Genomic DNA, 25,199 nt, shown 5'->3' with positions numbered 1-25,199 from the left:
AGGTGAGTTCATCGACCAAGAAGACTCTCACCACACGGAGACCTAGCGTGGAGACGATACCCGCTTTCGCTCGTCACGACCTGACCGATGCCGAATGGGCGGCGCTCGAACCGCTGTTGCCGGTCGGTAAGAAGCCAGGTTGTCCGCCGATCCATGCGAAGCGGCGGTTGATCGACGGGATTCGGTGGCGGGTGCGGGCCGGGGTGCCGTGGCGGATGTGCCGCCATGGTACGGGCCGTGGCAGTGAGTGTACTGGCTCTTTCGTCGCTGGCAGCTCGACGGGGTGTGGCGCTCGATCGTCACGGCGCTCCAGGCTCGGGCGGATGCTGCCGAGCTGATCACGTGGGATGTCTCGGTCGACTCCACTATCGCTCGCGCGCACCAGCACGCCGCCGGTGCCCGGCGCGGCTGGCGGGAGCAGGTCGAGGTGCCGGCGGGCGAGCCAAATCTGCAGTTGCGTCGGAAGGCCCGCGGTCTCGAGCACGGCGCGGCGCTGCAGGAGCAGTCCGCGCCGCCGCAGGGCGGCGAGGGTGGTGCCGGCGCCGTGGTCGAGGAGACGCGCGAGGGGCGTGTGCTCGCTCGTGTGGGGCGCGTCGTAGGGCAACCAGCGCCAGACGTCGGCCGGTTCCCGCTGCAGGTTCTGGCGCCATCGGAGCGCCTGGTCGCGTTCGGCTTGCTGGTCGAGTTCGTAGATGACTTCGAGGTAGCTCAGCTGTCGGGGGTTGAGCGGCTGCTGTGGGGTTGCGGGGTGCGGGCCGCGGCGGGCGGAGCCGGAGTTCGGGCTGGCATGGGTCCGTCAGTCTTTGGCCTCGTCGATGGGATCGACCTCGTGGGCCGGCAGGACGCTCTCGCCGAGCTGCTTGGCCAGGTACAGGACGCCAGACAGGATGAGCGGGTCAGCGAAGTGGGCCGCGGCGCAGCGGTGCTGCTGGGCGACCGCGGCCCAGGCGGGGGGATCGTCGCCGGGAAGGCCGAGGGTGAACACGATCTCGATCAGCTGCGGGTTCCCGACGTTCCGGCACAACTCCAGGACCTGGACCTGCTGGTCCTTCTCGGTGCCGTAATCCTCTTTGACGGTGACCGACTTGTTATAGGTCTCCAGTCGTGAGCCCTTCGGGAGCCGTTCGCGGCTCCGGCCGGCTTGGTGGAGGTGCTGTAGAAGAGCGGTGGGCTCACGCCCGAGCGGCAGGTGTCTCGCGAGCGGCTGCGGATGGACGCGGCCGAGCGTTTCGCGGCAGGCCGGGACAGCGCGCTCATCGCGAAGGAACTGCGGATACACGTGCGCTCGGTTCAACGCTGGCGCACGGCCTGGTCTGCGGGTGGCGAGGCCGGGCTGGTCTCGAAGGCACCGGTCTCGCGCCCGATCCTGAGCGAAGAGCTGTTCGCTGTGCTTGAGCTGGAGCTCGACAAGAGCCCTGCCGCGCACGGCTGGGAGGATCAGACCTGGATCCTGGCCCGGATCGCGACGTTGATAGGCCGCCGGTTCCACAAGTCGTATACGCCCCAAGGCTTGGCCGCGCTCTTGCGTCGCCGGGGCTGGTCTCATCAGGTCCCGGCGACGCGCGATGGAACGCGACGATCAAGCGGCGGGCGCATGGGTGAAGGAGACCTGGCCGCAGGCGGAAGAACCCGGGCGGCGCTCGAGGGCTGGCTCGTCTTCGAAGACGAGGCCGGCTTCTCGATGTCGCAGCCCACCTCGCGCACCTGGTCGCGCCGCGGTCTGGCCCCGGTGATCCGGGTCCGCGGCCGCTCCCGACGGCGGCTGTCGGTCGCCGCGCGCACCTGCTACAAGCCGGGCGAGCGACCCCGGCTGATCTACCGGCCGACCCGCGACCGAACGCACGGACGCAAGAGCTTCGACTGGCGTGACCACCGAGACCTGCTGATCACCGCACATGCCCGACTTGCCGGCCCGATCATCGTAGTTTAGGAAATCTCAATACCCACCTGGCCATAGGCCTGCGCGAGTTCGTCGACGCATACGACTGGCTCACTCCGTTTGCCAGCTCCCGGCCTACTGCCTAGAACTTAGCCCGCTCGAGGGGATCTGGTCACTGCTACGCCGCAAGCTTGCCAACACCGCGTTCACCGACCCCGACCACCTGGTTCAAGCCGTCCGTCGTGGCCTGCGCGAGATCCAGTACGGGCCCCACCTGATCGAGGGGTTCTCAGCGAGACTGGTTTGACCCTTCACGACAAGATATGACGATGTCACGCTTTCAAGTTCAGTAACTTCGACGCTATGTGGCAACTCACTCCGCCATGATCGCTATTATGGCGTAGAAGATCGAAACTCCGGCAGGCGGCAGGATGGTGCCCCAAGTTCGAGAGATAAGATCATCTCTGCGCCGTCAGGGAGCTGAAGCCGCAGCGATTCCGCTGCGTTCGCGGGCGATAACAGGGTAGATATGCCAAGATCGTTCGCGGTTCCTTCGGCGCGAGCGCGCGATGAGTGGAACGAGCGCCAGGCAGGCTAGATAGATCAACATGAAGGCTGCGAATGCTGACCATCCTGGCTCGCGAGCCTTTGATCCTTGTAGGCCCCTGCGGCGGCCATGCCGAGTCGTGCCCGGGTACAGTGTGGACAAATGCCGCGAGCCGGACTTCCTTCCATCTCGATCGAGCCTCCAAGTTAAGGGATGACTACTATCAAAGAGTTGGGGGTAGGTGCGCATGTAGCTCTCTGGGCGAGAGTCCTGGCGAACGGAATATGATCTTTATGCCGAGGTCACCGCCAATGATCGGTGACCGACCGTGCCAAGCGGCGTGGGGTATCGTCTGTGGTAGCGCTGTAGCCGGTGTAGGTGGGTTTGTTGAATACTGGGTGAGCCGCTCGTCATGGCGCGTGTGGCCCGGGTGGCGGGAGTCGAGTTGGCCAGGGTCGTCTCGGTGGAAGTGCCGCAAGATGCTGTGCTGGATGTGGTGCTTCTCCATGGTTTGGATGGCGATCCGAGGAAGTCTTGGACCGCTGGTAAGGACGTTTTCTGGCCGAGGTGGTTGGCCGAAGACGTGAGCGGCGTGGCCGTGTGGTCGGTCGGGTATGAGGCGTGGTCAAGTGGATGGCGCGGTCGTGCGATGCCGATGCAGGACCGGATGGTCAATGTGCTGGCATCTCTGCAGGTCAAGCATATCGGCGAGCGGCCCCTGGTATTTGTGACGCACAGCATGGGTGGGCTGATCGTCAAGGAAGCGCTTCTGCATGCGGCGTATGGCAACACCGAGTTCGCGTCGTTCGCGGCGATGACCAAGGCGGTCGTCTTCCTTGGGACGCCGCACAACGGGTCGGGGTTGACGAAGACGGTCGAGGCCCTCGGCAGGATCTATCGCGGCACTCCTGCGGTAAAGGACCTGCAAGAGAATAGCGCCCATTTACGCCACCTGTCGACAAACTACCAGAATTGGGTCTATGAATCGGCGACGGGGATTCGGCATCTCGTGTTTTTCGAGACCAGACCTACCAAGGGCGTGCAGGTCGTCGATGCTGGATCGGCCGATCCCGCGCTGCCTAAAGTACAACCAATCCCTGTAGACGCCGACCACATCCGGATCTGCAAGCCTTCTAGCCGCGAGGACATGGTCTACGGCCGGATACTCAAGCTTGTTGCGGATGTCGCAGCCTCTGTCGGTTGTAGTGACCCGGAAATCTCGGACACCAACACGTCCCAGTATCTTATGCGACTTCGGGAGGAGTGGGCTGCCCGGTTTCCAGAGAGGCTAGACATCGCCCGCTCGGCCTCGATCGACTTCGACTTCCACCTGCACTCGGCGCTGGGACAGGCGATAGCCGCGTGGCTCCGGCAACCCGGGAGCCGCGCCCCCTTCACGGAGGTGCTATCCGACATCGACTTCACCGACGAGACACGCAGACCTCTCGTTATCCAGACGAACCTGACTGGCCGTGGGGATTCAGTGCGCACCGCGCTTGAGGATCTATGGGCGGTCGCGCAGACGGCGGCGAGCTTGCGGGCCGACAGCGCGGCCGATCTGCGGTTCGAGATTCGCTGCCGCCAGCGGAGCCTGCGCACGGTCCGCTCGGCGATGGACAGATGGCAGCCGACTAATGGCGGCGACGCCGGCGAGCTGACTGAGTTCAGGGCACGGTTGCGACTGACGACCGACCCGTCGCCTCGCTCGAAGATAAGGGAGATGCTCGCCCTCGAGCCGCTCCTACGGGTTAGGGATCCGCTGGGGTGGATCGATCGCTGGACCGAGCGTCTCGCCTCCTTCGTCGCTGAAGGAGGAAGCCCTGCAGAACTTGCCGATGAGCTGTTCTCCGACCTGGTGGCGCTGCGGTTGCGTGCGCCGAAGGATCGCCTTTCCCAGGGTATTGTCGTGCTCACTGATAAATTTGTGTCGCCAAGTGTGATCACACACGGCGACTACCTTGCTGGCGATCAACCGAAGCCGTCGCATGTCGCGGATGGCTTCTTCGCGGACCGAGCCTGGCAGGTCGACCCGGCCGTCGAGAAACTCGAAATATGGCTTGACAGTATTGAGAGCACTGAGGCCGATATCGGCCGTAAGTTGCCGGTGTACTGGTTCGAGGGCCGGTCAGGCTGCGGCAAGAGCGTCCTGATGCTTCAGGCACTGGCCAAGATCCGTCAGACGAACCGTGGCATGATGCTGTGGCTGGGAAACGATGTCGAGGAACTCCCCGAAGCTGTGTCGTTCACCTTGGCCAACGCCGAGCCGGGCGATCGGGCGATCATCGTCATCGATGACGGGTTCTCTCCGGCAGCACAGGCCCGATCTGGCGAGCATTGGCGAAGTGCCATCCGTGCCTTGAATACAGCGCGCAACGAGGGTAGGCAACTGCCGGTTATCGTTAGCTGCGGCCCAACCGAGCAGAGAACTGCATTCCGGCTGGAGTTCCTCGACGATGTCGAGGTTACCTTCCGGGTGATCGACGAACGACTCGACGCCGACCATGCGCATGAGCTCGAGCGTTGGTTCACTGCTCGAACCAATCTGACGCCGCCGGCACATCTGTCCTCCTCGAATGTCCTCATGGTGCAGAGATTCTTCCAGTACGGGACTGGAGCATCGCTGGAGAGTTTCGCGCGGAGATTCAAAGCCCGGCTAGAAGGAATGGAGGAGTCGTCGCGAGTTCCGGCGTTCATCGCGAAACTGCTGGCTGTCAACCGCCTTTATGTGGGCATGCCGGCCGCGTCGCGGCGCGCGCTGACCGACGCTGAGCGCGACGTCCTTACGCAACTCACCAAAGGTGACAAGCACATCACCGTGTCTACAGACTCGAGCCGAGGAGGAGTGTGGCTAGCTCACCCCCACCTTGCAGACGCGCTGTTCCAGGGTTGGTTCGGCGAGGGGGACGCACACAAGGCGGCAGGTGCTCTGCGTGACGCGATCATCGAGTGCGGTCTGGTGGGTGAGAGCTCCGCCGAGAGGACCGCGCCGCTGACGGCGCTCAAGCTCGCTGTATCGAGGGCTCATACAGCGGCGGTCCAGGGAAGGCTCGATCCGACGCTTCTACCCGAGGCCATCGCGGATGCATACCGGTCGCTGGCCCATTCAACGACGGGGATCGGCATCGAAGACTTGCCAGCATGGATCCGTCTCGAGCAGGCTATGCCTGGCATCGTGCTGACACCGACACCATGGGCCCTTGGATCGGCTGCGATTAAGGATCTGTCGCTGGCCCCCGAAACATGGCAGCTCACTGCGCACGCGCTTCTGGACACGCTGCGCCCGGCAGATCCTGACGCGGACGAACTCCTCGAAGCGTTGCGCCGCCGTATCCGGGCCGATGACGAGTCCTCCTACGGTGCAGGCGCCGTCGCGGCTCGTGTCGCCTCGTTCACGTGCAGCCGAGAAGACCTCGACGCGCTGGCGTGCTGGTTGGAGGATCCGCAGCATTGGACGCACTCAGGGTGGGCGGTCGCTTATCGTGCGCTCGATTCCCTGACCCAGAGCGACAGTGCGGCCCGAATCGCGTTGGCCTGGCTGCAATCCGAGACGACCCTGGCCAACCCCGGATGGGGATATGTCCTGGATCAGAAGCTTTCTCGGGTCAGCGGTCGTGCCCGCGAGCGCGTACTGGAAGCCGCGGCAGCGTGGCTAGTTCGTCCAGATTCAGCGGCCAACCCCGCGTGGGGCCGCGTCGCGCAGACTTTGTTGCGAGAGACGCGGGGCGGACTGCTTGCAAAAGTCGAACGATCCTGCCTGGTATGGCTGAGCGACGAATCCTCCTGTCGTACGACCACGTGGCACCACCTGTTCCGGCGGAGGCTTGACCAGGTGCCGCCCTCGGCGAGGCGCGAGCGCTCTCAACTTATTACGCTGGGCAAACAGTGGTTGCAGTCACGAGACTCGTTCTCGCCCGGTTGGCCGATCGTCTTCGACGCGCTTTACAGCACTCTCGGCGCGGCGGAGCGCGAGGAACTTCTGGGAGCGATCGCGGACTGGGTCTTCGACGAGGCTCATTTCTCAGAGAGCAGTTGGATCAACGTCTGTACCGGCCTGATGCAGCATCTGGACGCTCGAGAGCACGCAAGGCTTGCCACATTGGCGACCACGTGGGTTCGGGAACCGATGCATCAGTTCCTCGGCCACTGGGACAGGCCGTTGGAACGCCTCATCAAGGTGGTCGACTCCACTGAACGCGATGAACTCGTCGCAATCGGGATGCAGTGGCTGCGGGAGTGGATCGGCCAGGACGATCCCCGGTGGGGATCCGTCGCGCAGATCTTGATACGGGCCACCGACGGCATGGACCAGACCGATCTTCTCGCATTGGCGAAAGAGTGGCTCGACTCCGAGGCCGCGCAGGAAGATCCACGGTGGCCTATCGTCGCCACGAAGGTCATCGAACGAACCCCTGGCGCTCAGCAGGCCTTCGTCTTCGAGATGGCGGGCCGGTGGCTGGCTTCCTCGGCCCACCGTTCGGGTCGGGGGTGGACCCAACTCCTGGAACTTCTGGTGGACGCCGACCTCGACCGCAGGATTCTCGGGACTTCCGCGACCGACAGGCTCGTCGGCCGCGGAAGATTCCAAGACATCGACGATTGGGGCGATCTCTACGCCTTGGTCATGCGCTCAGACCTGGTAATCGACCGTCATCAGCTGATCCAATCGGGATTGGAGTTCCTGCGAACCAGGCCACTCGACGACAGGATCGACAGATCACAGGTCGTGGGTGGACTCCTGTCGGTCCTGGACGGGCGCGAACGGGCCGATCTCGTCAGGCTCGAACTGCTGTGGCTGTGGAACCGGGACAACTGGAGGCTCCCCTCGTGGAATCGCGTCTTCCAGGAAGTCATGGACGCCGTACCGGAACAGAAGGGTGAGTTGCGCCAGCTCGGTCTGCAGTGGCTTAAGAACATTCCTGGGAATGCCGGGTGGGGATGGGTTCTCGACCGGGTGCATCCGCTGACCAAGGGACAGGAGAGAGAGCAACTCGCAGCATTCCTGTGGGCCTGGTTCGCCGATCCGGTGAATCGAGACGGCCCTGCGTTCTCCAAGGCGCTGGAAAGCGCAGTTGCCATGTCAGATACCGAGGCACTCGGTGCGGTTGACATCTACGCGCTCGGACTCGGCTGGCTTGCACTAGAACGCAACTTCGTGGGCCGCCGATGGAGCTTCGTGTTCCGGGCGCTGGGCAAAGAGCATTCCGCAGAACTGGTCGCCGCCGCTGTGACCTGGCTGAGCGATTCCCGCTCACGCGCGGACATAGGCTGGGCGTACGTGCTGGTCGCGGCGGCCGACCTGGCAGACCACGAGCGGCTCGCCGAACTACACCGCCTCGCAGAGACTTGGCTGGCCGACCCCATGAACTGGGGCGATCAGAGCTGGGGCCACGTCGCAGGCAGAGTCAGCGAGATGCCTGACGGCCTGTCCGATGCAGGTGTGGCTGCCGCCGGCCGATGGCTAGCACTTCCACTGAGCAGAAGGAACAGAACCTGGCGACAGTGTTGGAAGCCGGTGGCACCGCTGCTCGAGCCGGAGGCAAAGGCGGCGGCCATTGCGACGTGTCTGAACGATTCGTGGGTTAGGTCTTCGCGGTTGTGGGGCTTCCGTTATCTGGATGCTGCTGGGCACATCGACCTATCTGTCGCCACAGTAGGCGAGCAGGTCGTCGAGTGGTGTTCTCGAAAGCGCTGGTTGAAGGATCCCGTGTGGCCCCATGTCGTCGCGCTTGGCTTGAAAGCAGCCGATCCGGCCTCGCGCGCCGTCCTGACGCGCTCGGCAGAGGCTTGGCTGCTCGATCCGGGCACTACTAGCGGTCGCGCCGCCGTTGAAGAGAGTTTGCTCGACCCAATCGTTTTCGGCGAACTCGCCGTCATGCAGACTCGGCCGGCGATCGTGTCGAACCTGGTGGACTTCGGGGCGTTCGTGAACCTTGGCGGGCTGCAAGGGTTGGTTCACAAATCGGAGATGGCAAACGGCCGCATCGACCCGCGGAAGATACTCCGGATCGGTCAACGCGTGACCGTTCGCGTCCTCAGCCTCGAGGCTGAGACGGAGAAGGTCTCGCTGTCGCTTCGGCTAGAACCGCCTGTCGACCCGGGATTGGACGCAGCCCGCGAGCGGCTCCCGCCGCTGGACCTGTCTGCCTGCGCCGTTGGCGCTCAAGTGGACGGAGTGGTGATCGGAACCATCGAATACGGTGTATTCGTCGACGTTGGTGGTGTCAAGGGTCTGGTTCATAAATCGCGGATCCCGAGCCCAGCCGACCCGCTCACATCTTTCACGATCGGCCAGCTGGTTCGATGTCGGATCGTATCGATCGACGCGGCAAAGAAACGAATTGCCTTGTCCTTGAGGGAGTAGCCACTCGCCGGGCAGGACATTGCGGAGTCAGCATATTCACTGCCACGCATCTCGCTTGACGCATGTGGTGAGGGCGACCTGCTGGTGGGGATCGTGGCACATGTCGTGCCGTATGGATTGTTTATGGATGTTGGCGGCATATCCGGTCTCCTGCACAACCGTGAGATGGAAAGCAGTGGCCCCGGGAGCCGTGCGCAGGTGGCACGGCCAGGACACCGCCTGCGTGTTCGAGTGCGCCGGATCGATCGCGACAGGGGTCGGGTGGACTTTTCGCTTCGCAACGAGGGTTCTGCTGAGCACAAAATGCCCTGTACTGTGCCAAAACCCGCCATCGTCCTTGACCTGCGGGTTCTCTATATCTGTCACGCAGCTCTGTGGTACTCGTTGATGATGCCGCCGAGGCGTTGTTGGCGGCGGATCGCGGCGTCGAGCGGGATCACGAGGGCCTCGTCGTGGTCGGGCGGCCGGTTGTTACGGCCGCGGCCCTGGTGGGGCCGGTGGCTGTTGAAGTGCTCGGTGTACTGTTCCAGAACCGTGGCAGCGTGCCGCTCGTTGTAGATCAGCATCCGGTCGGTGCACTCGGCGCGGACCGAGCGCACGAATCGCTCGGCGTATCCGTTCGCGGCAGGAAGCCTCGGTGGGCTGTGCCTGACCGCGATGTCCTCGGAAGTGAACACGGCGTCGAAGCTCTCGGTGAACTGGCCACCGCGGTCGCGGATCAGGTGGGTGAATGCACCGGCGTGCTCGCCCAGGTCGGCCAGCAGGTTGCGGGCGGCTTGCGTCGTCCACGCGCCGTCCGGGTTGGCGGTGACCCCGAGGATGTGCACGTGCCTGGTGCGCACTTCCATCACGAACAGCACATACAGCCTGCGCAGATCGATCGTGTCGATGTGGAAGAAGTCCGTGGCTAGCAAGCCTTCGGCCTGGTTGCGCAGGAACGTCTTCCACGAGGGGTCGGCGCGCACCGGCGGAGGTGGCCGGCGCTGCGTGGGCGCGAGGATCCGGCGTATCGTGCCGATCCCGACCCGATGACCCAGGCCGAGAAGCTCGCCCTGGATCCGCACGTAGCCCCAGCCGCGATTCTCGGCGGCAAGACGCAAAACCAGGGCGCGGACCTCTTTGGACACCGGCGGGCGTCCGGGACGGTTCGGGTAGGTCCATTTGCGCGAGATCAGGCGCCGGTGCCAGCCCAACACCGTCGCCGGAGTGACCAGGCGGTGGCGGCGCAGCTCGCGGGGCAACAGCCGAATCAGCGCGGAGAGGATCGCGCGGTCCGGCCAGGTCAGCTTCGGCGCCTTCGCCTCCGTCCGGCGCAGCACCGCGATCTCGTGCCTCAAGACGAGTATTTCCGCGGTCTTGGCCGCATCGCCGCGCGAAAGCAGCGCAAGAGCGCCGAAGACCCGAACCAGTGCGAGATACAGCAGACGGAAGAACACGATCCAAGATCATGCCGCCATCCGGCTTGGATCACGAAACCACAGGTCATAGCCATTGCGTTGGTTCTGGCATAGAACAGGTCGCCAGTTGGACTCACCACGGACGAGAGCTGCCCTTCCTGCCCAACCGGGTCCCGCCCCGGCTGCGCGCCGCCGTCGCGGCCGGCGAGCCCATCGCCCTGCGCTGGGCCATGCCGGACCCGGACGAGCTCGACGCGGTTCCGGACGCGGTCATCCCGGTCGAACGCATCGACGCGCCGATCCTCCTGATCTCCGCAGAACACGACGAGGGCTACGGCGTGGCCCTGCACGAGATCGCAGCCCGGCGCCTGGCCGCAGCCGACCACCCCCACCCCTGGCGCCACATCGTCCATCCAGGCGCCGGCCACCTGATCGCCGCCCCACCGCACACGCCGACCACCAGCGCCACCAGCCCGGGCCCCGGCATCACCTTCCGTCACGGTGGAACCCCCGCCGCCGACGCCGCGGCGCGCGCCGCGACCTGGCACGCATTGTGCGCCTTCCTCACCGAGACTCTCGCCGACACGTCCGGGTGACACAGCTTCATCCGCCCCGTTCGAGGCATCTCGCGAGTGCAGTCTTCCCATGCCGCCGGGGCACGTCTCGGCGCCGCCTCCCTGGTCGCCGAGGCGACCCGCGCCGTGCTGTGGCGGCCCTGGCGGTCTGAGCGGTCGCGGTCTTCCGCGCGGGACAGGGCGGAATGGTGGCGGGCGCCGGGACCGAACGGGCCGGAGCGCGGGGTCGACATCCCTCGGCGAGATACCTCGTCTCGCCTGACCGCTCTCGTCGGACGGCGTATGTTTCGGGGTGAATGCCACCGTGCCCGGTTCGAGGTTCGCGAATCCGTCGACCAGCTGCAGCGGTCTCGTTCTACACCGTGGACGCGACTGCGCATGTAGGTGTGGTGGTAAAGGTTGATGACGCGCTACGAGACAGCGCGCTGTTCAAGGACACCTCGGCTGCCTCCGGCTTCTTCCGAGGCGCTCCTGCCGGTTGCTCGCACGGGCTTCCGGGTCTGGGTTGGGTGCGGTGACGTTGACGACAGATGGATGGGCCATCGCACCGGCGCGGTTGGTGGAGGTGGAGTCGAGTTTCTTCTCCGACACCGATCGGTTTCCCGTCGGAAGCGCCGAGCCTGACAGCGTCCTGCTGATGCGCGGCGTCCCGGCGCTGTGGAGAGCCCGTTCGGAGCCTGGGCCGGGCCGCAGTCGCGGGCCCGGTTCGGATAGGTTCCGGCCATGACTGATGTGGATCCGCTGGTGCGGCCGCTGGCCTGGCTCGTGGCCGAGCTGGCGTTGCGTCTGGACGGTTCCGATGAGGAGCTCGTCGATGAGCGGTGGGCGGTCAAGGCGCTGGATCGGATCGCGTTTGTCTGCGGTCAGCTTCCGCCGGATCAGCGGCAGCGGCTGGCAGAGGTCATGGCCGACCTCGCGGCCGGACCCGGTCCCGATCCGCAGCGCGTGTTCCTGGAGTCTTTCGCCGAGGATTTCGGATTGCTAGACGAGGACGACGAATAGCGTCTCGGGCGGGCCAGGCTAGGCGCGCTCCGGAGTAAGCGCCTTGAGGGTGCCGGGAAGTCTATCCATGCAGTTCAAGCGGCGATGTGGTATTCGTGGAGGATTCCGTCGATACGGTCGCGTCGGGTGATGCGGAAGTGGTCGAGGTCGACGATGTTGTCGGGTAGCGGACGCAGCGGCGCGGCATTTCCCAACGCCCGGTGCGGTCGGTGCTCGTTGTAGAACGTCTCGTACTCGGCCAGGACGCTGCGTAGGTGGGCGAGGTCCCAGACGAGGGTGCGGTCGAGCAGTTCGATGCGGACGGTGCGGTGCCGGCGTTCCTGGATCGCGTTCATCACCGGGGCTTGGATGCCGGTGGTGACGATGCGGATGTCGGAGGCGTGGAATACGGCGTCGAAGCCGGCGGTGAACTGCCGGCCGTGGTCGCGGATGGGGAACTTGAACCGCTCGGGCTGTTCGCCGAGGTCCATGAGGGCGTTGCGGGCCATCTGTGTGGTCCACTCTGCCGTGGGATGGGCGGTGGCGCCGAGGATGTGGATGCGCCGGGTGGCGTGCTCGATCATCGTCAGGATGTGCGCGGTGGTGCCGTCGAGCAGGTCGACGGTGAAGAAGTCGGTGGCGAGGATCGCCTCGGCCTGCGAGCGCAGGAAGCTCGCCCAACTCGGCCCGTTCCGCTGCGGTGCCGGTTCGATTCCGGCCTTCCTCAGGATCGCCCAGACGGTTGACGGCGCGACCTTGATGCCGAGGCCGGCCAGTTCGCCGGCGATGCGTCGGTAGCCCCACCCGGTGTTCTCACGAGCCATGCGTAGCACCAGGGCCTTGATGTTGCGGTGTGTCGGCGGTCGGCCCTTCGGCGCGGACTTGCGGGCCCAGCGGCGGCGTAGCAGGTCACGGCGCCACCGCAGGATGGCGCCGGGAGTGACGATCAACCTCATCCTGGCGTGGCGCGCTCGAGGTATCAGCCCGAGCAGCAGCGCGATCAGCGCCCGATCGGCCCAGGAGACCTTCGGTCGGGCACGCTCGCCGAGTTGGCGCTGCAAGACGGTGAGCTGGTGCTGGAGTAGCAGGATCTCCGCCGTGCGCCAGGCCGCATCTCGGCGCGAGACCCGTGCCGCAGCGAGCATCCGGGAGGTGAGCAGGAAGACGAAACGGAGACACATAAGTGGCGATCATCGTGGTCCGATCACGGCCTACGCAACCTCATGACCAGCATGGATGGACTTCGCGGCACCCTCAGGCCATAGCCCGGCTGTCGCCGACGCCGCTCTCCCGACCCTGCGCGCGCTCCGGGTACCGCGGTGTTTCGGTTCACGTTGCTGCGGAGTCTGTCGAGTGCCTCGGTCAGTAGGACTTCTGCTTCAGAGTCGCCGCGCCGCACGAGGAACCGGAGCCGGGCATCGGAGCGCCGGCGGTGTGTGTCAGGAGTGCGGGCGGTTGGCGGCGTTGAGCCGGAGGGCTTCTTCGAGTTGGTCTTCGAGGATGATGATGCGGCAGGCTGCTTCCAGGGCGGTGCCGGCGTCGAGCATCTCGCGGGCGCGGGCGGCGATGCGCAGTTGGTAGCGCGAGTAGCGGCGGTGTCCGCCGGGTGAGCGTTGCGGGGTGATCAGTCTCGCCTCGTCCAGGCTGCGCAGAAACTCCGGGGTCACCCCCAGGATCTCCGCGGCCCGCCCCATGCTGTAAGCCGGGTAGGTCTCGTCATCCAGCTTCTCGGCGGCGGTCTGCGAGTCCGGTTCCATATAAGCCTCCACACGGTAAGAGGGCCCCGGTGCGCAAGCACCGGGGCCCAGGGTTATCCGGGTAACACCATCTCTACCGTCTACCGACCCGGGGGAGTGGATCGGTGACTGCCATCCGCACATCCGATCGAGACGACCGGAGGCTGCGGGGATCGCGTAAGCGTGACCGGAGACCACCTTTCGCTACATAGGAGACCTGCGGTAAGCCGCCCGGCCGGAACAACTCGGCCATGACGGGCGATCTGACGGTGAGCCCTTCCCTTCTTCTCAGATACCTGTCTTGCACCTTCAACCAGTCCCCTGCCGGAACCCCGTTCACTTTCTCGGTCCCAGCGCGTCGGACTGCCCTGCCATACGCCGTCTGCGCGCGCCCGGAGAAATCGGGCCTTCGCATCTGGCTCCTATCGCCTTGCACCATCCGCGCGCGCCCCTGACGTGCCGGCCTTCGCGCATGGCTTACTTCTGTCGCATTCACGGGCAGTTCGTCTCTGCCACGTCCATGGGACCTCTTCTTCCGACACGAGGAACCATACCCCGGGCAGCCGGAAATATCTACATGGGCGACATGAGTTTTTCTTAGTTCACCCGTTCAGGTGTCGGCTCTGTGGCGTCCTGTGGAGATGCCATCGGCCTGCTGGAGCCGTTCCTGCCGGCGGCCCCCGGCCCGGAGGTGATGCGCGCGGTCGGCGCAGTTCGCGCTCGCCGCGCTGGAACCGGCCGACAACGCTGGGCTGACGCGACGTCGCCGGCGACGCCGGACGCATCGTCAGCCTGGAACACTACGGGCGCCTACGCCGATGATCAGCGCCTCTACACCGAGTTTCGGCATCACCGCGCAGGCGGTCGCCGCCGTAGCCCGCGACAGCATCCACGGCACCCGACAGGCGCCCCGACCCGGCGGCTACCAGCAGACCGCCGCTCCCACCGGCGCCGGCACCGGCGACCGCGCGAGCAGGTGAAGGGCAGCGCAGCATACTGAAATCGACTCTCGCGCCAGGGGCAGAGCACACCCGCGGATCGATGACGAGCGGGTCGCTTCCGCCGACCAGCACTATCTGAGCGCGGACAGCTGGGCGAGGCCGCGTCGCCGCAGACCGGAGATCAGCGAACACCGTCGGCAGCCTCGCGGCGGCGGCCGCCGGGAACGACCGCTGCCGGGAACGACCGCACTTTCCCGTTCCGCCGACGCCGAAAATCTGATGCGAGGACAGGAGAAATTACCGGTCTCAAGGAGCATATTTCCGCGGGCTGTGAAATTCGACGTCGAGAGCGCGCGCAGCCGCTCATGCCATGATACTGTTGAGTCCAGTTGCAGTTGTGGTCCCCGATACTTTCAAGCGCCTCACCGGTTCGGCCGGGCCGGTGGCGCATTAACGTGATTCCGGCGCTTTTCCGGAGGGGCAATCATCACGGCGACACCGGGCCCGCATGGTGTGGGCCCAGGGCACCGCCCCGAAGGAGATATACATGGCTACTGGCACTGTGAAGTGGTTCAACGCGGAAAAGGGTTTCGGATTCATCGAGCAGGACGGCGGCGGCGCCGACGTGTTCGCGCACTACTCGAACATCGCCGCCCAGGGCTTCCGCGAGCTGCAGGAGGGCCAGAAGGTCAGCTTCGACGTCACGCAGGGCCAGAAGGGCCCGCAGGCGGAGAACATCGTTCCGGCGTAGCGCTGCACGCCCACGTATTTCCGGGGCCCGTACCTTTCAGGCGCGGGCCCCGTTCGTCTGCTCCTCGGCACGGCGCGCCCGGCGAAGCCGGCCCTAGGGCGGTACGGGACGCGTTCCCTTCCAGCGGTCCGCCCGCGGAAATCCGCGGCGGCAAGAGACCGATTCAGACTCACCTTCAGGGCCGACCGGCCGATTTCCGCGCATCACTGCGCCCAGCGTTTGTGAGTCGGCGCATTTTTCTCGCTTCAGTGTTTTCTTTTCCCGGTTCGTATTCGTGATTCTGTATGCGGTGACACCGCTGCCGGAATTCTTTGATACGCGCCGCATCGAGGAAGGTTCTCCGTGAACCGCACGACTCGTACGAACGACCATTACTCCCGCACCGGCGACTCTGCGCGCGGCGCCGGACTTCGATCGCAGTCCCCGGGCCGCGCCGGCTCGGGTCGGGCGGATGTCGCCGGGCGCCCGGCCGGCCGCAGGCCCCGCCCCGCCGCGCCGGCGGAGTTCGCGCCTCCGATCTCTTCTACCCCCGCGTTGCCGGCCGTCGCGACGTTCGCCGATCTGGGACTGCCCGCGCCCCTGTCGGCGGCCCTGCGCGCCGAGGGCCTGGTCGTGCCGTTCCCGATCCAGGCGGCGACTCTCCCGAACTCCCTGGCCGGACGCGACGTACTGGGCCGGGGCCGGACCGGTTCGGGCAAGACCCTGGCCTTCGGTCTCGCACTGCTTTCCCGCACGGCAGGGCGCCGCGCCGAGCCACGCCAACCACTCGCCCTCGTCCTGGTGCCCACCCGGGAGTTGGCCCAGCAGGTCACCGAGGCGCTCGCGCCCTACGCACGGCCGCTGAGACTGCGCACCGCCACCGTCGTCGGCGGCATGCCGATCGGCCGGCAGACCGCCGCCCTGCGCGACGGCGCGGAGATCCTGGTCGCGACGCCGGGCCGGCTGAAGGACCTGATCGAACGCCGAGCATGCCGCCTGGACCAGGTCGCGATCACCGTCCTGGACGAGGCCGACCAGATGGCCGACATGGGCTTCATGCCGCAGGTCACCGAACTGCTCGACCAGGTCCACCCCGACGGCCAGCGGATGCTGTTCTCCGCCACCCTGGACCGCAACGTCGACCTGCTGGTGCGCCGCTACCTGACCGACCCGGTGGTGGTCTCCGTCGACCCCGCGGCAGGAGCGGTCACCACGATGGAACACCACGTGCTGCACGTTCAAGGCGCCGACAAACGAGCCACCACCATCGAGATCGGCGCCCGCGACGGCAGTGTCCTGATGTTCTTGGACACCAAGCACGCCGTCGACAGGCTGACCGCGGACCTGCTCGCAAGCGGCGTGCGCGCCGCGGCGCTGCACGGCGGCAAGTCCCAGGCGCAGCGAACCCGCACCCTCGAACACTTCAAAACCGGGCACGTCAACGTGCTGGTGGCCACAAACGTCGCGGCCCGCGGCATCCACGTGGACGACCTCGACCTCGTGGTCAACGTCGACCCGCCGAACGACCACAAGGACTACCTGCACCGCGGCGGGCGCACCGCCCGCGCCGGCAAGTCAGGCAGCGTCGTCACCCTCGTGCTGCCCGGACAACGCCGCGAGATGAACCGCCTGATGAACAACGCGGGCATCACCCCCCGCACCACGCAGGTACGCTCCGGCGAAGCCGAACTCCGCCGCATCACCGGCGCCCAAGCCCCGTCGGGCCACCCGGTCACCATCACCGCGCCGGTGACCGAACGCGCCGCGCGCCGAAGCGCCTCGGCGCGCGGCCAACGCCACCGTGCTCCCCGGGCCCAGCGGCCCGCCTCCCCAGCCCGCACATCCAGCACGGGTGCGTAAGATCCCACGCCCCGCGAATCTCCACCTCCGGGCACCGCTCTCGCAAGCCGGGCCGCTTTCCCAAAACGGCCGACCCCGACCTCCGCGGTATTACCTTCGAATTCTGTGAGGCACCCATGCGCTGCATCATCGCCCGCTTCGCCTTCGACCTCACCAAAAGCGAGGTGGAACGGGCCATGAAGGGCATCAAACCCGAGACCGTGACCGGCGATTGCGTGATCATCGGCCGCCGGACCTACCCCCTGAAGCAGGTCGGCGAGGTGGTCACCCGGCAGGATCGCCGAGATTTCTCGGCCGAGGAAGTCGCCAGAGCCCTCAGCCGCCTCGGGTTCACCTGCACCCGCGCTGCCGCCGCCCCCGCCCCGGCAGCCGCTCCCACCCCGCTCGAGAAGGCGTCCGCGCTACTCGGAGCCTTATAACCAGAGTCGCGATAGCTTGATCGAACGGCAACGGGCGATCCACGCTCGGCCCGCCTTCGTGATGGCCGTGCTGGTGTGTCTGGCGTTGACTTCACAACGGCGCAGGTTACGCCGCTACTGGCCTTGTTTCGATCGTTCCCGGCTCGACTTTCACCGCCGGTTAGCCGCGCCATCCTGGGCGCATGGTCCGGCCGCGCTCGCGGCCGGACCTGCTCGGCGGCGGCGTTTGGCGCAACCACCATGGCGGGTCATCGAGCTTAACCGTGCTGGTGGCGTGAGCCTGCGCGATGTCTGGTAGATCAGGATCTTGCTGGAGATGAGGCGCCCGTGGCGCTCTGTGATCATTCGAGTTGCGACGCTTGAATTCTCACCGGGAGGCCACGGGCTTGACCAACGATGCGACACGTCTGCTCGGCCTCGACGGGGTAGCGGTCGTCGCCGTCGAACTCGACGAGCACCACAACCCAGTGCTGGCGCTGGTCACGGAGGGCCAAGCGACCAGGTGCTGTCCAGACTGCGGGGTGCACTCCGCGCGTCCGCACTCGTGGGTGCGCACCCGGCCCAGGGATCTCCCGGTCGCCGGTCGCCAGACTTTGTTGACCTGGACCAAACGGCGTTGGCGCTGCGTCGAGCCATCGTGTCCGAGGGCGACGTTCACCGAGCACGTCCCGCAGATCCCGCCGCGCCATCGACTCACGAGCCCGGTTGCGCGAGGCGGCCCGGGCCGGGGTGGGCGACGGCGGGCGTACCGTGCTCCAGTCCGCCCCCGACCACGCCGTGTCCTGGCCGATCGTGAACCCTGCGGTGCACGCCCATGCCGTGCGCGCCCTGCCGGAGAAGGACCCTGAGGTCGGCTGCCTGGGCATCGACGAGACTCGGCGCGGCGGGGCGCGTTGGTCGCTGGGACGAGCCCACGGGCGCGTGGAACGCAGTGGTAGGCCGCTGGCATATCGGCTTTGTTGATCCGACTGGTGGAAACGGCCTGCTCGGGCAGGTCGAGGGCCGCACCGCCGCGTCAGTGCCCGCGTGGACAGAGGGACACGACGAGCCCACCCACCCGAGCCGCGAGCAGATCTACCGTCGGCTCGAACGGTTCTACGCCTCCTGTACCGCCTCCGGCCTGCCCGAGATGCGGCGGTTGGCCACCACCGTCAGCACCTGGCGCAACGAGATCATCGCCGGAATCGTCTCGGGCGTGAGCAACGCCGGATCCGAAGGCCACAACCGGGCGATCAAGACCGACGCCCGCTGCGCCTACGGCTACCGCAACCCAGTCACCCAGCGCTTACGCGCCCGTCTGGCCACCACCCGACGCGGCCGAGGACACCTCGCAACCCGCACCAGCGCCCGACACAGCCAGCCCCGTCAACGCTCGAAACGCTAACAAGTCACGACCTCCGAACAGCTATCAATCGACGCTGCCGTCTCTTGGTAATACGCGCAGCCGCTACACCCGGTTCCCTATTCGGACTGTGATATTCCTCCGAGTCATCGAGACTTCCGACCCACAGTTGACCTGGGCATACTCCAGCCGTGACTGATTCCGCGGATTTCGAATGGGACCCCTTCGGCACCCTGCACGCCGCACTGTGGATCGGCGGCGCGCAGTGGGCCGGCAAGTCCACCGTCTCCAACATCCTCGCCACCCGACACGGCCTGACGGCATACCACTACGACTACCACGACGCCCGCGGCCACCTGGAACGCCGAGCCGCGCGCCGAGCCCGGGCCGGTTCGCCCGACGGCGAGTATCCCGGCCCGGACTGGGCGGGCTCGACGCCGGACGCACTGGCCGAGGAGAGCCTTGCCATCTTCGCCGATCGGCTCGAGTTCGTCTTCGACGACCTGCGCGCGCTCGTGAGCCCGCATCCGCTGCTGGCCGAGGGCTTCGGCCTGCGCCCCGAGGCGCTCGCACCCATGCTCGACGCACCCGACCGCATGATCATCATGGTGCCGACCGAGGAGTTCCGGCAACACCAGATCCGCACACTGCCACGCGCCAGCACGGTGACCGTCGATGTGGGCGACCCCGAGCTCGCCCAGGCGAACCGCGTCGAGCGCGACCGCCTACTCGCCGAACACGCCGCACGCGCGGCACGGGAACACGGCGTGCACGTCCTGGAGATCGACGGCTCCCGCGACGCCGAAGCAATAGCCGACGACGTCGCGAGACACTTCGCCGCCCATCTGCCACCACGCACCTGGCAGCACGGCTAAGTTCCAAGAGCCACCATGGCACGCCGACCGCGCTCACCCAGGGGCGCGTCAGCCCCTCGGTGACCTACCGATGCTCAACAGTCTGAACCGCGCGTGGCCTTGAGGACGTCGCGATTGGCCATGTCGTGGGGATCCGAGCGCGATCTCCCAGGTCGACTCAGCCGCCAGGTCCGCGAGCTCGGCATCACCCCGGTCGTCGCCCGCCGGGGCACCGAGCATGGCTCCGGGCTGGGCATCTACCGCTGGGTGGCCGAAGCCGCATTCGCGCTCCTGCACTGGTTCCGGCGTCTGCGCATCCGCTGGGAGATCCGCGTGCGCCACGAGGCGCTGTGTGTTTAACCGAGCGGGGGTGAAAGGACCCCGCCGCCCGATTGTCGCAGCATTCGGGTTGAAGCTGAGGGCAGTCTGACCCGGGAGACGCTGGGGAGGGCGGGAAGCAGCCCTGACAACGACGGGACGCATTGGTACTGCCAGACGGTGCGGGTCCGGCAAGCGAGACGAGAAGGTGTACGAGAGGAACCAGTGTTAATGCCCCGTAAGCCCAGTACCGGCTCCAACCTGGTGGATATGGGCCGGGTTTGCAGTGGCGTGGCCGCCGTGTGGTCGGGTGGCCAACTCCGAAGCCGGACAGCGGATGCCGGTGGGGAGGCCACGGTGAAGGTCTGCGGCGTAACCGTGGCGATGCTGCCGGGGCTCAGCTGGGCACCTCACTCGTCGATTGGCACACAGCGAACGTGGGAACCGTCTGCGGTCGCCCTACCGTCCGGGCAGCCAGTCCGGTCGGGGGCGGGCCCGTCGTCGGCTGACGGCCGCAGGTGGGACGGAGGCCTCGTAGTAGTCCGAGCGGAGGAAAGCTCCGTACATGGCGAAGGGGGCCAGCAAGTCAGCAGTAAGGACACTGGAATGCCTGGAGGCCGTTGGTGAATACCGATGAACTGGACGAAGCCGTGTTTCGGGCGGAGCGCCGGGTACAGGAGATCCAGACCAAGCTGCACCGTTGGGCGACCGACGATCCCGATCGCCGGTTCGATGACCTGTACAACCTGGTGTGTGACCCGGGCTTCCTGCTGGTGGCCTGGGCTCGCGTGCGGGGCAATAAGGGAGCGCGCACGGCCGGGGTAGATGGTGTGACAGCCTTCTACATCGAGGCCGTGCAAGGGGTCGAGGCGTTCCTCGACCGGCTGCGGGCCGAGGTGAAGGACCGCAGTTTCCACCCGGTCCCCGTGCGGGAACGGATGATCCCGAAACCGGGGACGACCAAGCGTCGTCGCCTCGGGATCCCGGCCCTGCGCGACCGGGTGGTCCAAGGCGCTCTCAAGCTGGTTCTGGAGCCTGTGTTCGAGGCGGATTTCCTCCCGTGTTCCTACGGGTTCCGCCCCAAACGCCGGGCCCATGACGCCGTGGCCGAGGTGCACTACTTCACCTCCCGCTCTTATGAATGGGTTGTGGAGGGGGACATCAAGGCGTGCTTCGACGAGATCTCGCATTCGGCCCTGATGGGACGCATTCGCAAACGAATCGGAGACAAACGGGTCCTGGCCCTGGTCAAGGCGTTCCTCAAGGCGGGCATCCTCACCGAGGACGGCACGCTCGCGGTAACCAGGTCCGGTACCCCGCAAGGTGGGATTCTCTCCCCCGTGATCGCCAATGTGGCGCTGTCGGTCCTCGATGAACACTTCGCCGAGTACCGGCTCGATAGAAGCGCGCTGGCCAAACGGCGCCGCCATGGTCTCCCGAACTGCCGCCTGGTCAGGTATGCCGATGACTGGGTACTGGCGGTGTCGGGGAACCGGAACCACGCCCAGGCCCTGATGGCGGAAGCGGAGGAGGTCCTGTCCACGATGGGCCTGCGCCTGTCGCCGGAGAAGACCTTGATTACCCACATCAACCAGGGCCTCGACTTTCTCGGGTGGCGCATCCAACGTCACCGCAAGCGAGGCACGACCCGGCACTACGTCTACGTCTATCCGGCCAAGAAGGCGCTGGCCGCCGTTACGGCCAAGATCAAGGCACTGTGCCGGCAGGGCAAGAACCTGCCACTGGAAGCCCTGCTGCGTCAGCTCAACTCGATGCTGCGTGGCTGGACCGCCTACTTCCGGTACGGCTGCTCCAGCAAGACCTTCGCCTACGTGAGGGCCTACCTGTGGCGCCGGGTCTTCGGATGGCTGCGACGCAAACACCCGAAGACCACCTGGAAGGAACTGCGCCGCCGCTTCACGAACGACGGCTGGTGGCCCGCCGACGGAGAGGTGGTCTTGTTCAACCCGGCGAAGGTAGGCACCAGACGCTACCTCTACCGGGGAACCAAGATCCCCGCTCCCTGGCCCAGAGGTGCATAAGGGAAGACATCCCGCCCAACGGGGCTTGTGGAGAGCCGGATGCTCGGTGACGGGCACGTCCGGTTCGGAGGGCGGGCCGGGGAAACGGGCTGGTGGGAACACCAGCGCCGCGCCCCGGTCCGACCCTACGACGACATCCACGAAGCCTTCCTCGCCCTCGGCTGCGCGATCATCTGCTGGCGACGACTGCGCAGCAACCTTTGATAGGAGTCCTAAGCCGCAGGGCCCACGACGACGGCCGCGATGGGCAGGTCCGGATGCCCGGACCGTGCCGTGAGGAGGCTCATGCCCATCGTGGGCAGCCGGATCTCCGCCTCCTCCTCGACGTACTCCAGCCCTTGTTCGTCGAGAACGCGCAGGCACTCGGAGTACGTCGTCTCCAGCAGCAGCGGCACCGGTAGCCCAGCGACGACCGGACCGGCTTGATTGACCACCACTCTCGTCGAGCATCCAGCTTCGTCGTACTCGACGACGATGCCCTGGAAGAAGACGTCGACGTCTCGCCCGTAGAGGCCGACCGCCATCCCTTCACGATCGAACCCTGGTCCCCCACCGGCTCGGCGCCGAAGAACTCGGGCTGCGGGTCGCCGCCGACCACGGACGCCGAGACGGACTGCAACGGCTCGTTCATTCCGTCAAAGCCACGCAGAGCGACAGACAGACCTATTTCAGGGAAGTACTGCGGGTCAGACCCTTCTGCGGCTGCGCCGAGGGCAGGGCGCAATTCCTCGAGAACCTCGCCCGCGGGCCCGCCCAGGAGTTCGACCCCGCGCACGACCACGCGAGCAGGATCGAACAACTCCACCGCGGCCAGCAGCCCTTCGGAGTCGTAAGCGAAGGACAGCCCGGCCGAGATGTACATGTCGGTCAACTGGGAGTTCCAGTTCGGCTGCCGCACAGCGTCCTCGGGCTCGCCATAGAGCTTTCGGACGTCGGATCGCGCAGTGCCGAAGCGGATGTCGCCCACGCCTACGAACGGCAGGACCTCGCGATCCGTTGCCATGCCATCACCTCAACGTCCCCGTGTATTTGCCGGCCTTCGTGATGGCGGCGATGTAATCCGGGATCGCTGCGACCATCTCGTTGATCGCCCCATCGTACTTAGTCCCGAAGAGTTGCCTGATGTTGGCGATGTCCATGTCGAGCGCCTCCGTCAACCTGCCTTGCCGCAGCAGGTACATCTGGTGGGCCCGGTGCATCCGGCCCTTGGCGTAGGAACCCCAGCTTTCCGTCTTCGCGTGGTCGGCCTCGTCCATCTGGATGGCGAGCCCTTGCCCCTCTGGGATACCGAACACCTCGGAACTCCGGCCTCGTTCCAGTCTCGCAGCCGCCGCCAGCAGGTCATCGCCGAGCCGTAGCCCAGCTCCTGGGGCAGGAACTCCCAGCGGATCCCGGTGCAGAGCACGAACAGGATGCCGTTGAGAACCTTGCGATCATCCAGCCGCGGGCGGCCGGGGTACCTGGGATTACGCTTGACCTGCGGCAACAGCGGCGCGATCCGCTCCCACAAGCCGTCGTCGACCTCCCATGGCCGACGCGTGGTCTTCTTCGTCTCGGCTGTCTCACACCTCCGGCCATGTCAACGAAGCCTGATACCTGCATATTCCAGCAGCTCAGCACCCTAAATTTTGTTAGGAGTCCTTAGAGCGGCTGCTGTGCGCGGGTTGCGCGCCTCACGGACGGCCGGATCGGCCGCGTTTCAACGATCGGGCAACGAGTGGATGCAACACGAATCATGGCAACTGTTCGGGATGAAGTGGACAGCGGCGGCGGGTGTCGGTGCACGTCGTGGCGTGGATCGGCGACAGGGGGACATGCTTGGGCACCATTGATATTCGTGGTCTGGTACCTGGCGGATAAAAGGTCAGGGGTTCATGGCTCTTCCGGCGGACGTATAGTCATCCTTGTCCGGGTCTCGGTTTGCGGGCCGGTAGGGCGGCGGCGATGGGTGCGGCGCGCGGAACGGATGCGAACCGATGGCTTTCGGTCTCCTGGTGCAGCGCGCGCGGTCCTGGGCAGCGGGGCTGGTTGAGGGTTCGTCTGTATTCTCTTTGCGGTTGGCGAGTTGGTCGGCGATGGCGATGGCGGCTTCGCGTTTGGCTTCGGTGGCGACGTCGCCGTCTACCGCAACGCGCTCAGGCGCCTGGATATCCGGCAGAGCAGCAGTCGCACGGGATCGTGTCTCGACGGCGCCGCGGCCGAGTCCTTCTTCGCGACGGTCAAGGCTGAGATCGGCGTTGAGGTCTGGCCCGACCGGGCCAGCGCGCGGGGACATCGAGAACTGGATCAAGGGCTACAACGAGCGGCGGCTGCACTCCGCCCTCGGCTACCAGACCCCGGCCGAAACCCGAACTGCCTGGCAGCAACGCATGTCCACCGCCGCATAACCCAAAGCGGTGTCCAAAACCGCGTCCACTCCAATGTCGACTCCACCACGCCTGACTCGCGATCAGGACCCCCCTCTGGGCTGGCCTGAGCCGGCGCGCCGGGAAGGCCGCTTGTCATTTCGGGATCCAGCGCGCGCCGAGTTCGGCGGTCGTTGGCGGCGGCCCGGGCAGTTGGGTCCGTGTGGCTTGCGGGCGCAGCGCGTCGAGGTGCAAGGCGAGGTATCGGCGCCGCAGTGTCGTGGTTCGCTCGAGATCCTCGAGGCGGACCGCGGTCAACTGCTCGAGGAGCATCGCGATGTCGCTCGGCTCGAAGTCGGCACGGATGACCTGTGCGGCCTTCGCTCGATTCAGGAGCGTTTCGGCCAGTCGTGAGGCCTCGACGGCCTGTGCCTGCATCTGCGGCGTGGGTGTGAACGAGCCCGCCAGGTTCGTCGTGAGGGAGTGCACGTCGGCATCGACGACGCCGGTGAGGAATTCGGTGAAGGCGCGCCATGGGTCGTGCACCTCGAGCGAGGACCGGGCGATCGTGATGTAGGTCGCCAGACCGTTCGCGCACAGTGTCTGTAGCAACTCCTCCTTGCTGGTGTAGCGGCGGTACAGGGCGCTGATGCCGACGCCGGCCTCTTTGGCCACGGCGGAGATCGGGGCCGACGGGTCGGCGATGAAGACTCTTCGGGCGGCGTCGAGGATCACCGTGTCATTGCGGTTGGCCTCTGCCATGCGGCCACTCAACGGGCCGGTCCGCCCAACCGCAGGGGTGACGGCGGAGGCATCGGCGGCAGGCTTCGTCATGGCTCCAGGATAACACTTGAACAGAATGATCCGTTCCG

At 66.2% G+C, this 25,199-nt stretch carries 20 protein-coding genes and 5 pseudogenes; 16 read left to right on the top strand and 9 right to left on the bottom strand.

Annotation, left to right across the window (positions count from 1 at the left end; translation table 11 throughout):
• The first annotated feature begins 2 nt into the window (after positions 1–2).
• A complete protein-coding gene (locus tag ACTRO_RS51030; protein ID WP_084316338.1) occupies positions 3–338 on the top strand; it encodes a transposase in 336 nt (111 codons plus the stop codon).
• Between the two features lie 458 nt (positions 339–796).
• Here the strand turns inward: ACTRO_RS51030 and ACTRO_RS51465 are convergent, their stop codons facing one another.
• On the bottom strand, positions 797–1,279 hold the full coding sequence (locus ACTRO_RS51465; protein ID WP_084316337.1) for an RNaseH domain-containing protein: 483 nt from the start codon (positions 1,277–1,279) through the stop codon (positions 797–799).
• Here ACTRO_RS51465 and ACTRO_RS51460 point away from each other — a divergent pair.
• The 3 genes and pseudogenes from ACTRO_RS51460 to ACTRO_RS51455 form a co-directional block, all read left to right on the top strand.
• A pseudogene (locus ACTRO_RS51460) lies at positions 1,190–2,206 on the top strand (IS630 family transposase). The gene ACTRO_RS51465 and the pseudogene ACTRO_RS51460 sit on opposite strands and share 90 nt — an antisense overlap.
• 632 nt (positions 2,207–2,838) lie before the next feature.
• Positions 2,839–8,787 carry a S1 RNA-binding domain-containing protein gene (locus ACTRO_RS17030; RefSeq protein ID WP_034264160.1) on the top strand — a complete coding sequence of 1,983 codons (5,949 nt, stop codon included), beginning with the start codon at positions 2,839–2,841 and terminating at the stop codon, positions 8,785–8,787.
• Between the two features lie 18 nt (positions 8,788–8,805).
• Positions 8,806–9,054 (top strand): annotated as a pseudogene (locus tag ACTRO_RS51455) (S1 RNA-binding domain-containing protein); the annotation flags it as partial.
• Between the two features lie 95 nt (positions 9,055–9,149).
• On the opposite strand, the gene ACTRO_RS17025 reads toward ACTRO_RS51455, so the two are convergent.
• A complete protein-coding gene (locus tag ACTRO_RS17025; RefSeq protein ID WP_034264159.1) occupies positions 9,150–10,223 on the bottom strand; it encodes an integrase core domain-containing protein in 1,074 nt (357 codons plus the stop codon).
• A 26-nt stretch (positions 10,224–10,249) separates the two neighbouring features.
• Here ACTRO_RS17025 and ACTRO_RS17020 point away from each other — a divergent pair, with 26 nt between their 5' ends.
• The gene (locus ACTRO_RS17020) at positions 10,250–10,780 is read left to right on the top strand and encodes an acyl-CoA thioester hydrolase/BAAT C-terminal domain-containing protein (protein ID WP_211244298.1); all 531 of its coding nucleotides are present in this window, start codon (positions 10,250–10,252) and stop codon (positions 10,778–10,780) included.
• Between the two features lie 702 nt (positions 10,781–11,482).
• Positions 11,483–11,761 (top strand): hypothetical protein, encoded by a 279-nt coding sequence (locus tag ACTRO_RS17015; protein WP_034264153.1) that lies wholly within the window; start codon positions 11,483–11,485, stop codon positions 11,759–11,761.
• A 74-nt stretch (positions 11,762–11,835) separates the two neighbouring features.
• Here the strand turns inward: ACTRO_RS17015 and ACTRO_RS17010 are convergent, their stop codons facing one another.
• Together ACTRO_RS17010 and ACTRO_RS17005 are read right to left on the bottom strand one after the other, a co-directional pair.
• Positions 11,836–12,921, bottom strand: a complete 1,086-nt coding sequence (locus ACTRO_RS17010) for an integrase core domain-containing protein (RefSeq protein WP_034264150.1) — start codon at positions 12,919–12,921, stop codon at positions 11,836–11,838.
• A gap of 258 nt (positions 12,922–13,179) precedes the next feature.
• Positions 13,180–13,497, bottom strand: a complete 318-nt coding sequence (locus ACTRO_RS17005) for a MerR family transcriptional regulator (RefSeq protein WP_034264148.1) — start codon at positions 13,495–13,497, stop codon at positions 13,180–13,182.
• 735 nt (positions 13,498–14,232) lie between these two features.
• On the opposite strand from ACTRO_RS17005, the pseudogene ACTRO_RS45815 reads away from it, so the two are divergent.
• The 9 genes and pseudogenes from ACTRO_RS45815 to ltrA all read left to right on the top strand — a co-directional run.
• Positions 14,233–14,456 (top strand): annotated as a pseudogene (locus ACTRO_RS45815) (hypothetical protein); the annotation flags it as partial.
• 508 nt (positions 14,457–14,964) lie between these two features.
• Entirely contained in the window at positions 14,965–15,168 is a 204-nt protein-coding gene (locus tag ACTRO_RS17000) for a cold-shock protein (protein WP_034275260.1), read from the top strand.
• Between the two features lie 342 nt (positions 15,169–15,510).
• Entirely contained in the window at positions 15,511–17,007 is a 1,497-nt protein-coding gene (locus tag ACTRO_RS16995) for a DEAD/DEAH box helicase (protein WP_034264146.1), read from the top strand.
• Between the two features lie 116 nt (positions 17,008–17,123).
• Positions 17,124–17,426 carry an SCO5918 family protein gene (locus tag ACTRO_RS16990; RefSeq protein WP_034264144.1) on the top strand — a complete coding sequence of 101 codons (303 nt, stop codon included), beginning with the start codon at positions 17,124–17,126 and terminating at the stop codon, positions 17,424–17,426.
• A 467-nt stretch (positions 17,427–17,893) separates the two neighbouring features.
• A complete protein-coding gene (locus tag ACTRO_RS51020; protein WP_342673766.1) occupies positions 17,894–18,274 on the top strand; it encodes a transposase family protein in 381 nt (126 codons plus the stop codon).
• A gap of 170 nt (positions 18,275–18,444) precedes the next feature.
• Positions 18,445–18,810, top strand: a complete 366-nt coding sequence (locus ACTRO_RS48950) for a transposase (RefSeq protein WP_051450967.1) — start codon at positions 18,445–18,447, stop codon at positions 18,808–18,810.
• Positions 18,811–18,959: 149 nt separating this feature from the next.
• Positions 18,960–19,643: a hypothetical protein gene (locus tag ACTRO_RS16980; RefSeq protein WP_034264143.1), complete on the top strand. Its 684-nt coding sequence runs from the start codon at positions 18,960–18,962 to the stop codon at positions 19,641–19,643.
• Between the two features lie 162 nt (positions 19,644–19,805).
• A pseudogene (locus ACTRO_RS16975) lies at positions 19,806–19,982 on the top strand (IS5/IS1182 family transposase); the annotation flags it as partial.
• A 581-nt stretch (positions 19,983–20,563) separates the two neighbouring features.
• A complete protein-coding gene (ltrA, locus tag ACTRO_RS16970) occupies positions 20,564–21,982 on the top strand; it encodes a group II intron reverse transcriptase/maturase (RefSeq protein WP_034264142.1) in 1,419 nt (472 codons plus the stop codon).
• A 212-nt stretch (positions 21,983–22,194) separates the two neighbouring features.
• Here the strand turns inward: ltrA and ACTRO_RS16965 are convergent, their stop codons facing one another.
• The 4 genes and pseudogenes from ACTRO_RS16965 to ACTRO_RS48155 form a co-directional block, all read right to left on the bottom strand.
• Positions 22,195–22,506, bottom strand: a complete 312-nt coding sequence (locus ACTRO_RS16965; RefSeq protein ID WP_034264141.1) for a hypothetical protein — start codon at positions 22,504–22,506, stop codon at positions 22,195–22,197.
• A 483-nt stretch (positions 22,507–22,989) separates the two neighbouring features.
• A complete protein-coding gene (locus tag ACTRO_RS48160) occupies positions 22,990–23,238 on the bottom strand; it encodes a hypothetical protein (protein ID WP_169739770.1) in 249 nt (82 codons plus the stop codon).
• Positions 23,239–23,282: 44 nt separating this feature from the next.
• Positions 23,283–23,492, bottom strand: a pseudogene (locus tag ACTRO_RS49705) (transposase); the annotation flags it as partial.
• 354 nt (positions 23,493–23,846) lie between these two features.
• Positions 23,847–24,272 carry a hypothetical protein gene (locus ACTRO_RS48155; RefSeq protein ID WP_169739769.1) on the bottom strand — a complete coding sequence of 142 codons (426 nt, stop codon included), beginning with the start codon at positions 24,270–24,272 and terminating at the stop codon, positions 23,847–23,849.
• On the opposite strand from ACTRO_RS48155, the gene ACTRO_RS51450 reads away from it, so the two are divergent.
• Entirely contained in the window at positions 24,220–24,369 is a 150-nt protein-coding gene (locus ACTRO_RS51450; RefSeq protein ID WP_169739914.1) for an integrase core domain-containing protein, read from the top strand. The genes ACTRO_RS48155 and ACTRO_RS51450 overlap by 53 nt on opposite strands.
• A gap of 114 nt (positions 24,370–24,483) precedes the next feature.
• On the opposite strand, the gene ACTRO_RS16955 is transcribed toward ACTRO_RS51450, so the two are convergent.
• The gene (locus ACTRO_RS16955) at positions 24,484–25,161 is read right to left on the bottom strand and encodes a TetR/AcrR family transcriptional regulator (protein ID WP_051450965.1); all 678 of its coding nucleotides are present in this window, start codon (positions 25,159–25,161) and stop codon (positions 24,484–24,486) included.
• Between the last annotated feature and the right edge of the window lie 38 nt (positions 25,162–25,199).

It is taken from the genome of Actinospica robiniae DSM 44927 (assembly GCF_000504285.1).
GTDB classification, from domain to species: domain Bacteria; phylum Actinomycetota; class Actinomycetes; order Streptomycetales; family Catenulisporaceae; genus Actinospica; species Actinospica robiniae.
The sequence above is the reverse complement of the archived record's forward strand: the minus strand, read 5'-3'. Positions and strand labels throughout refer to the sequence as shown.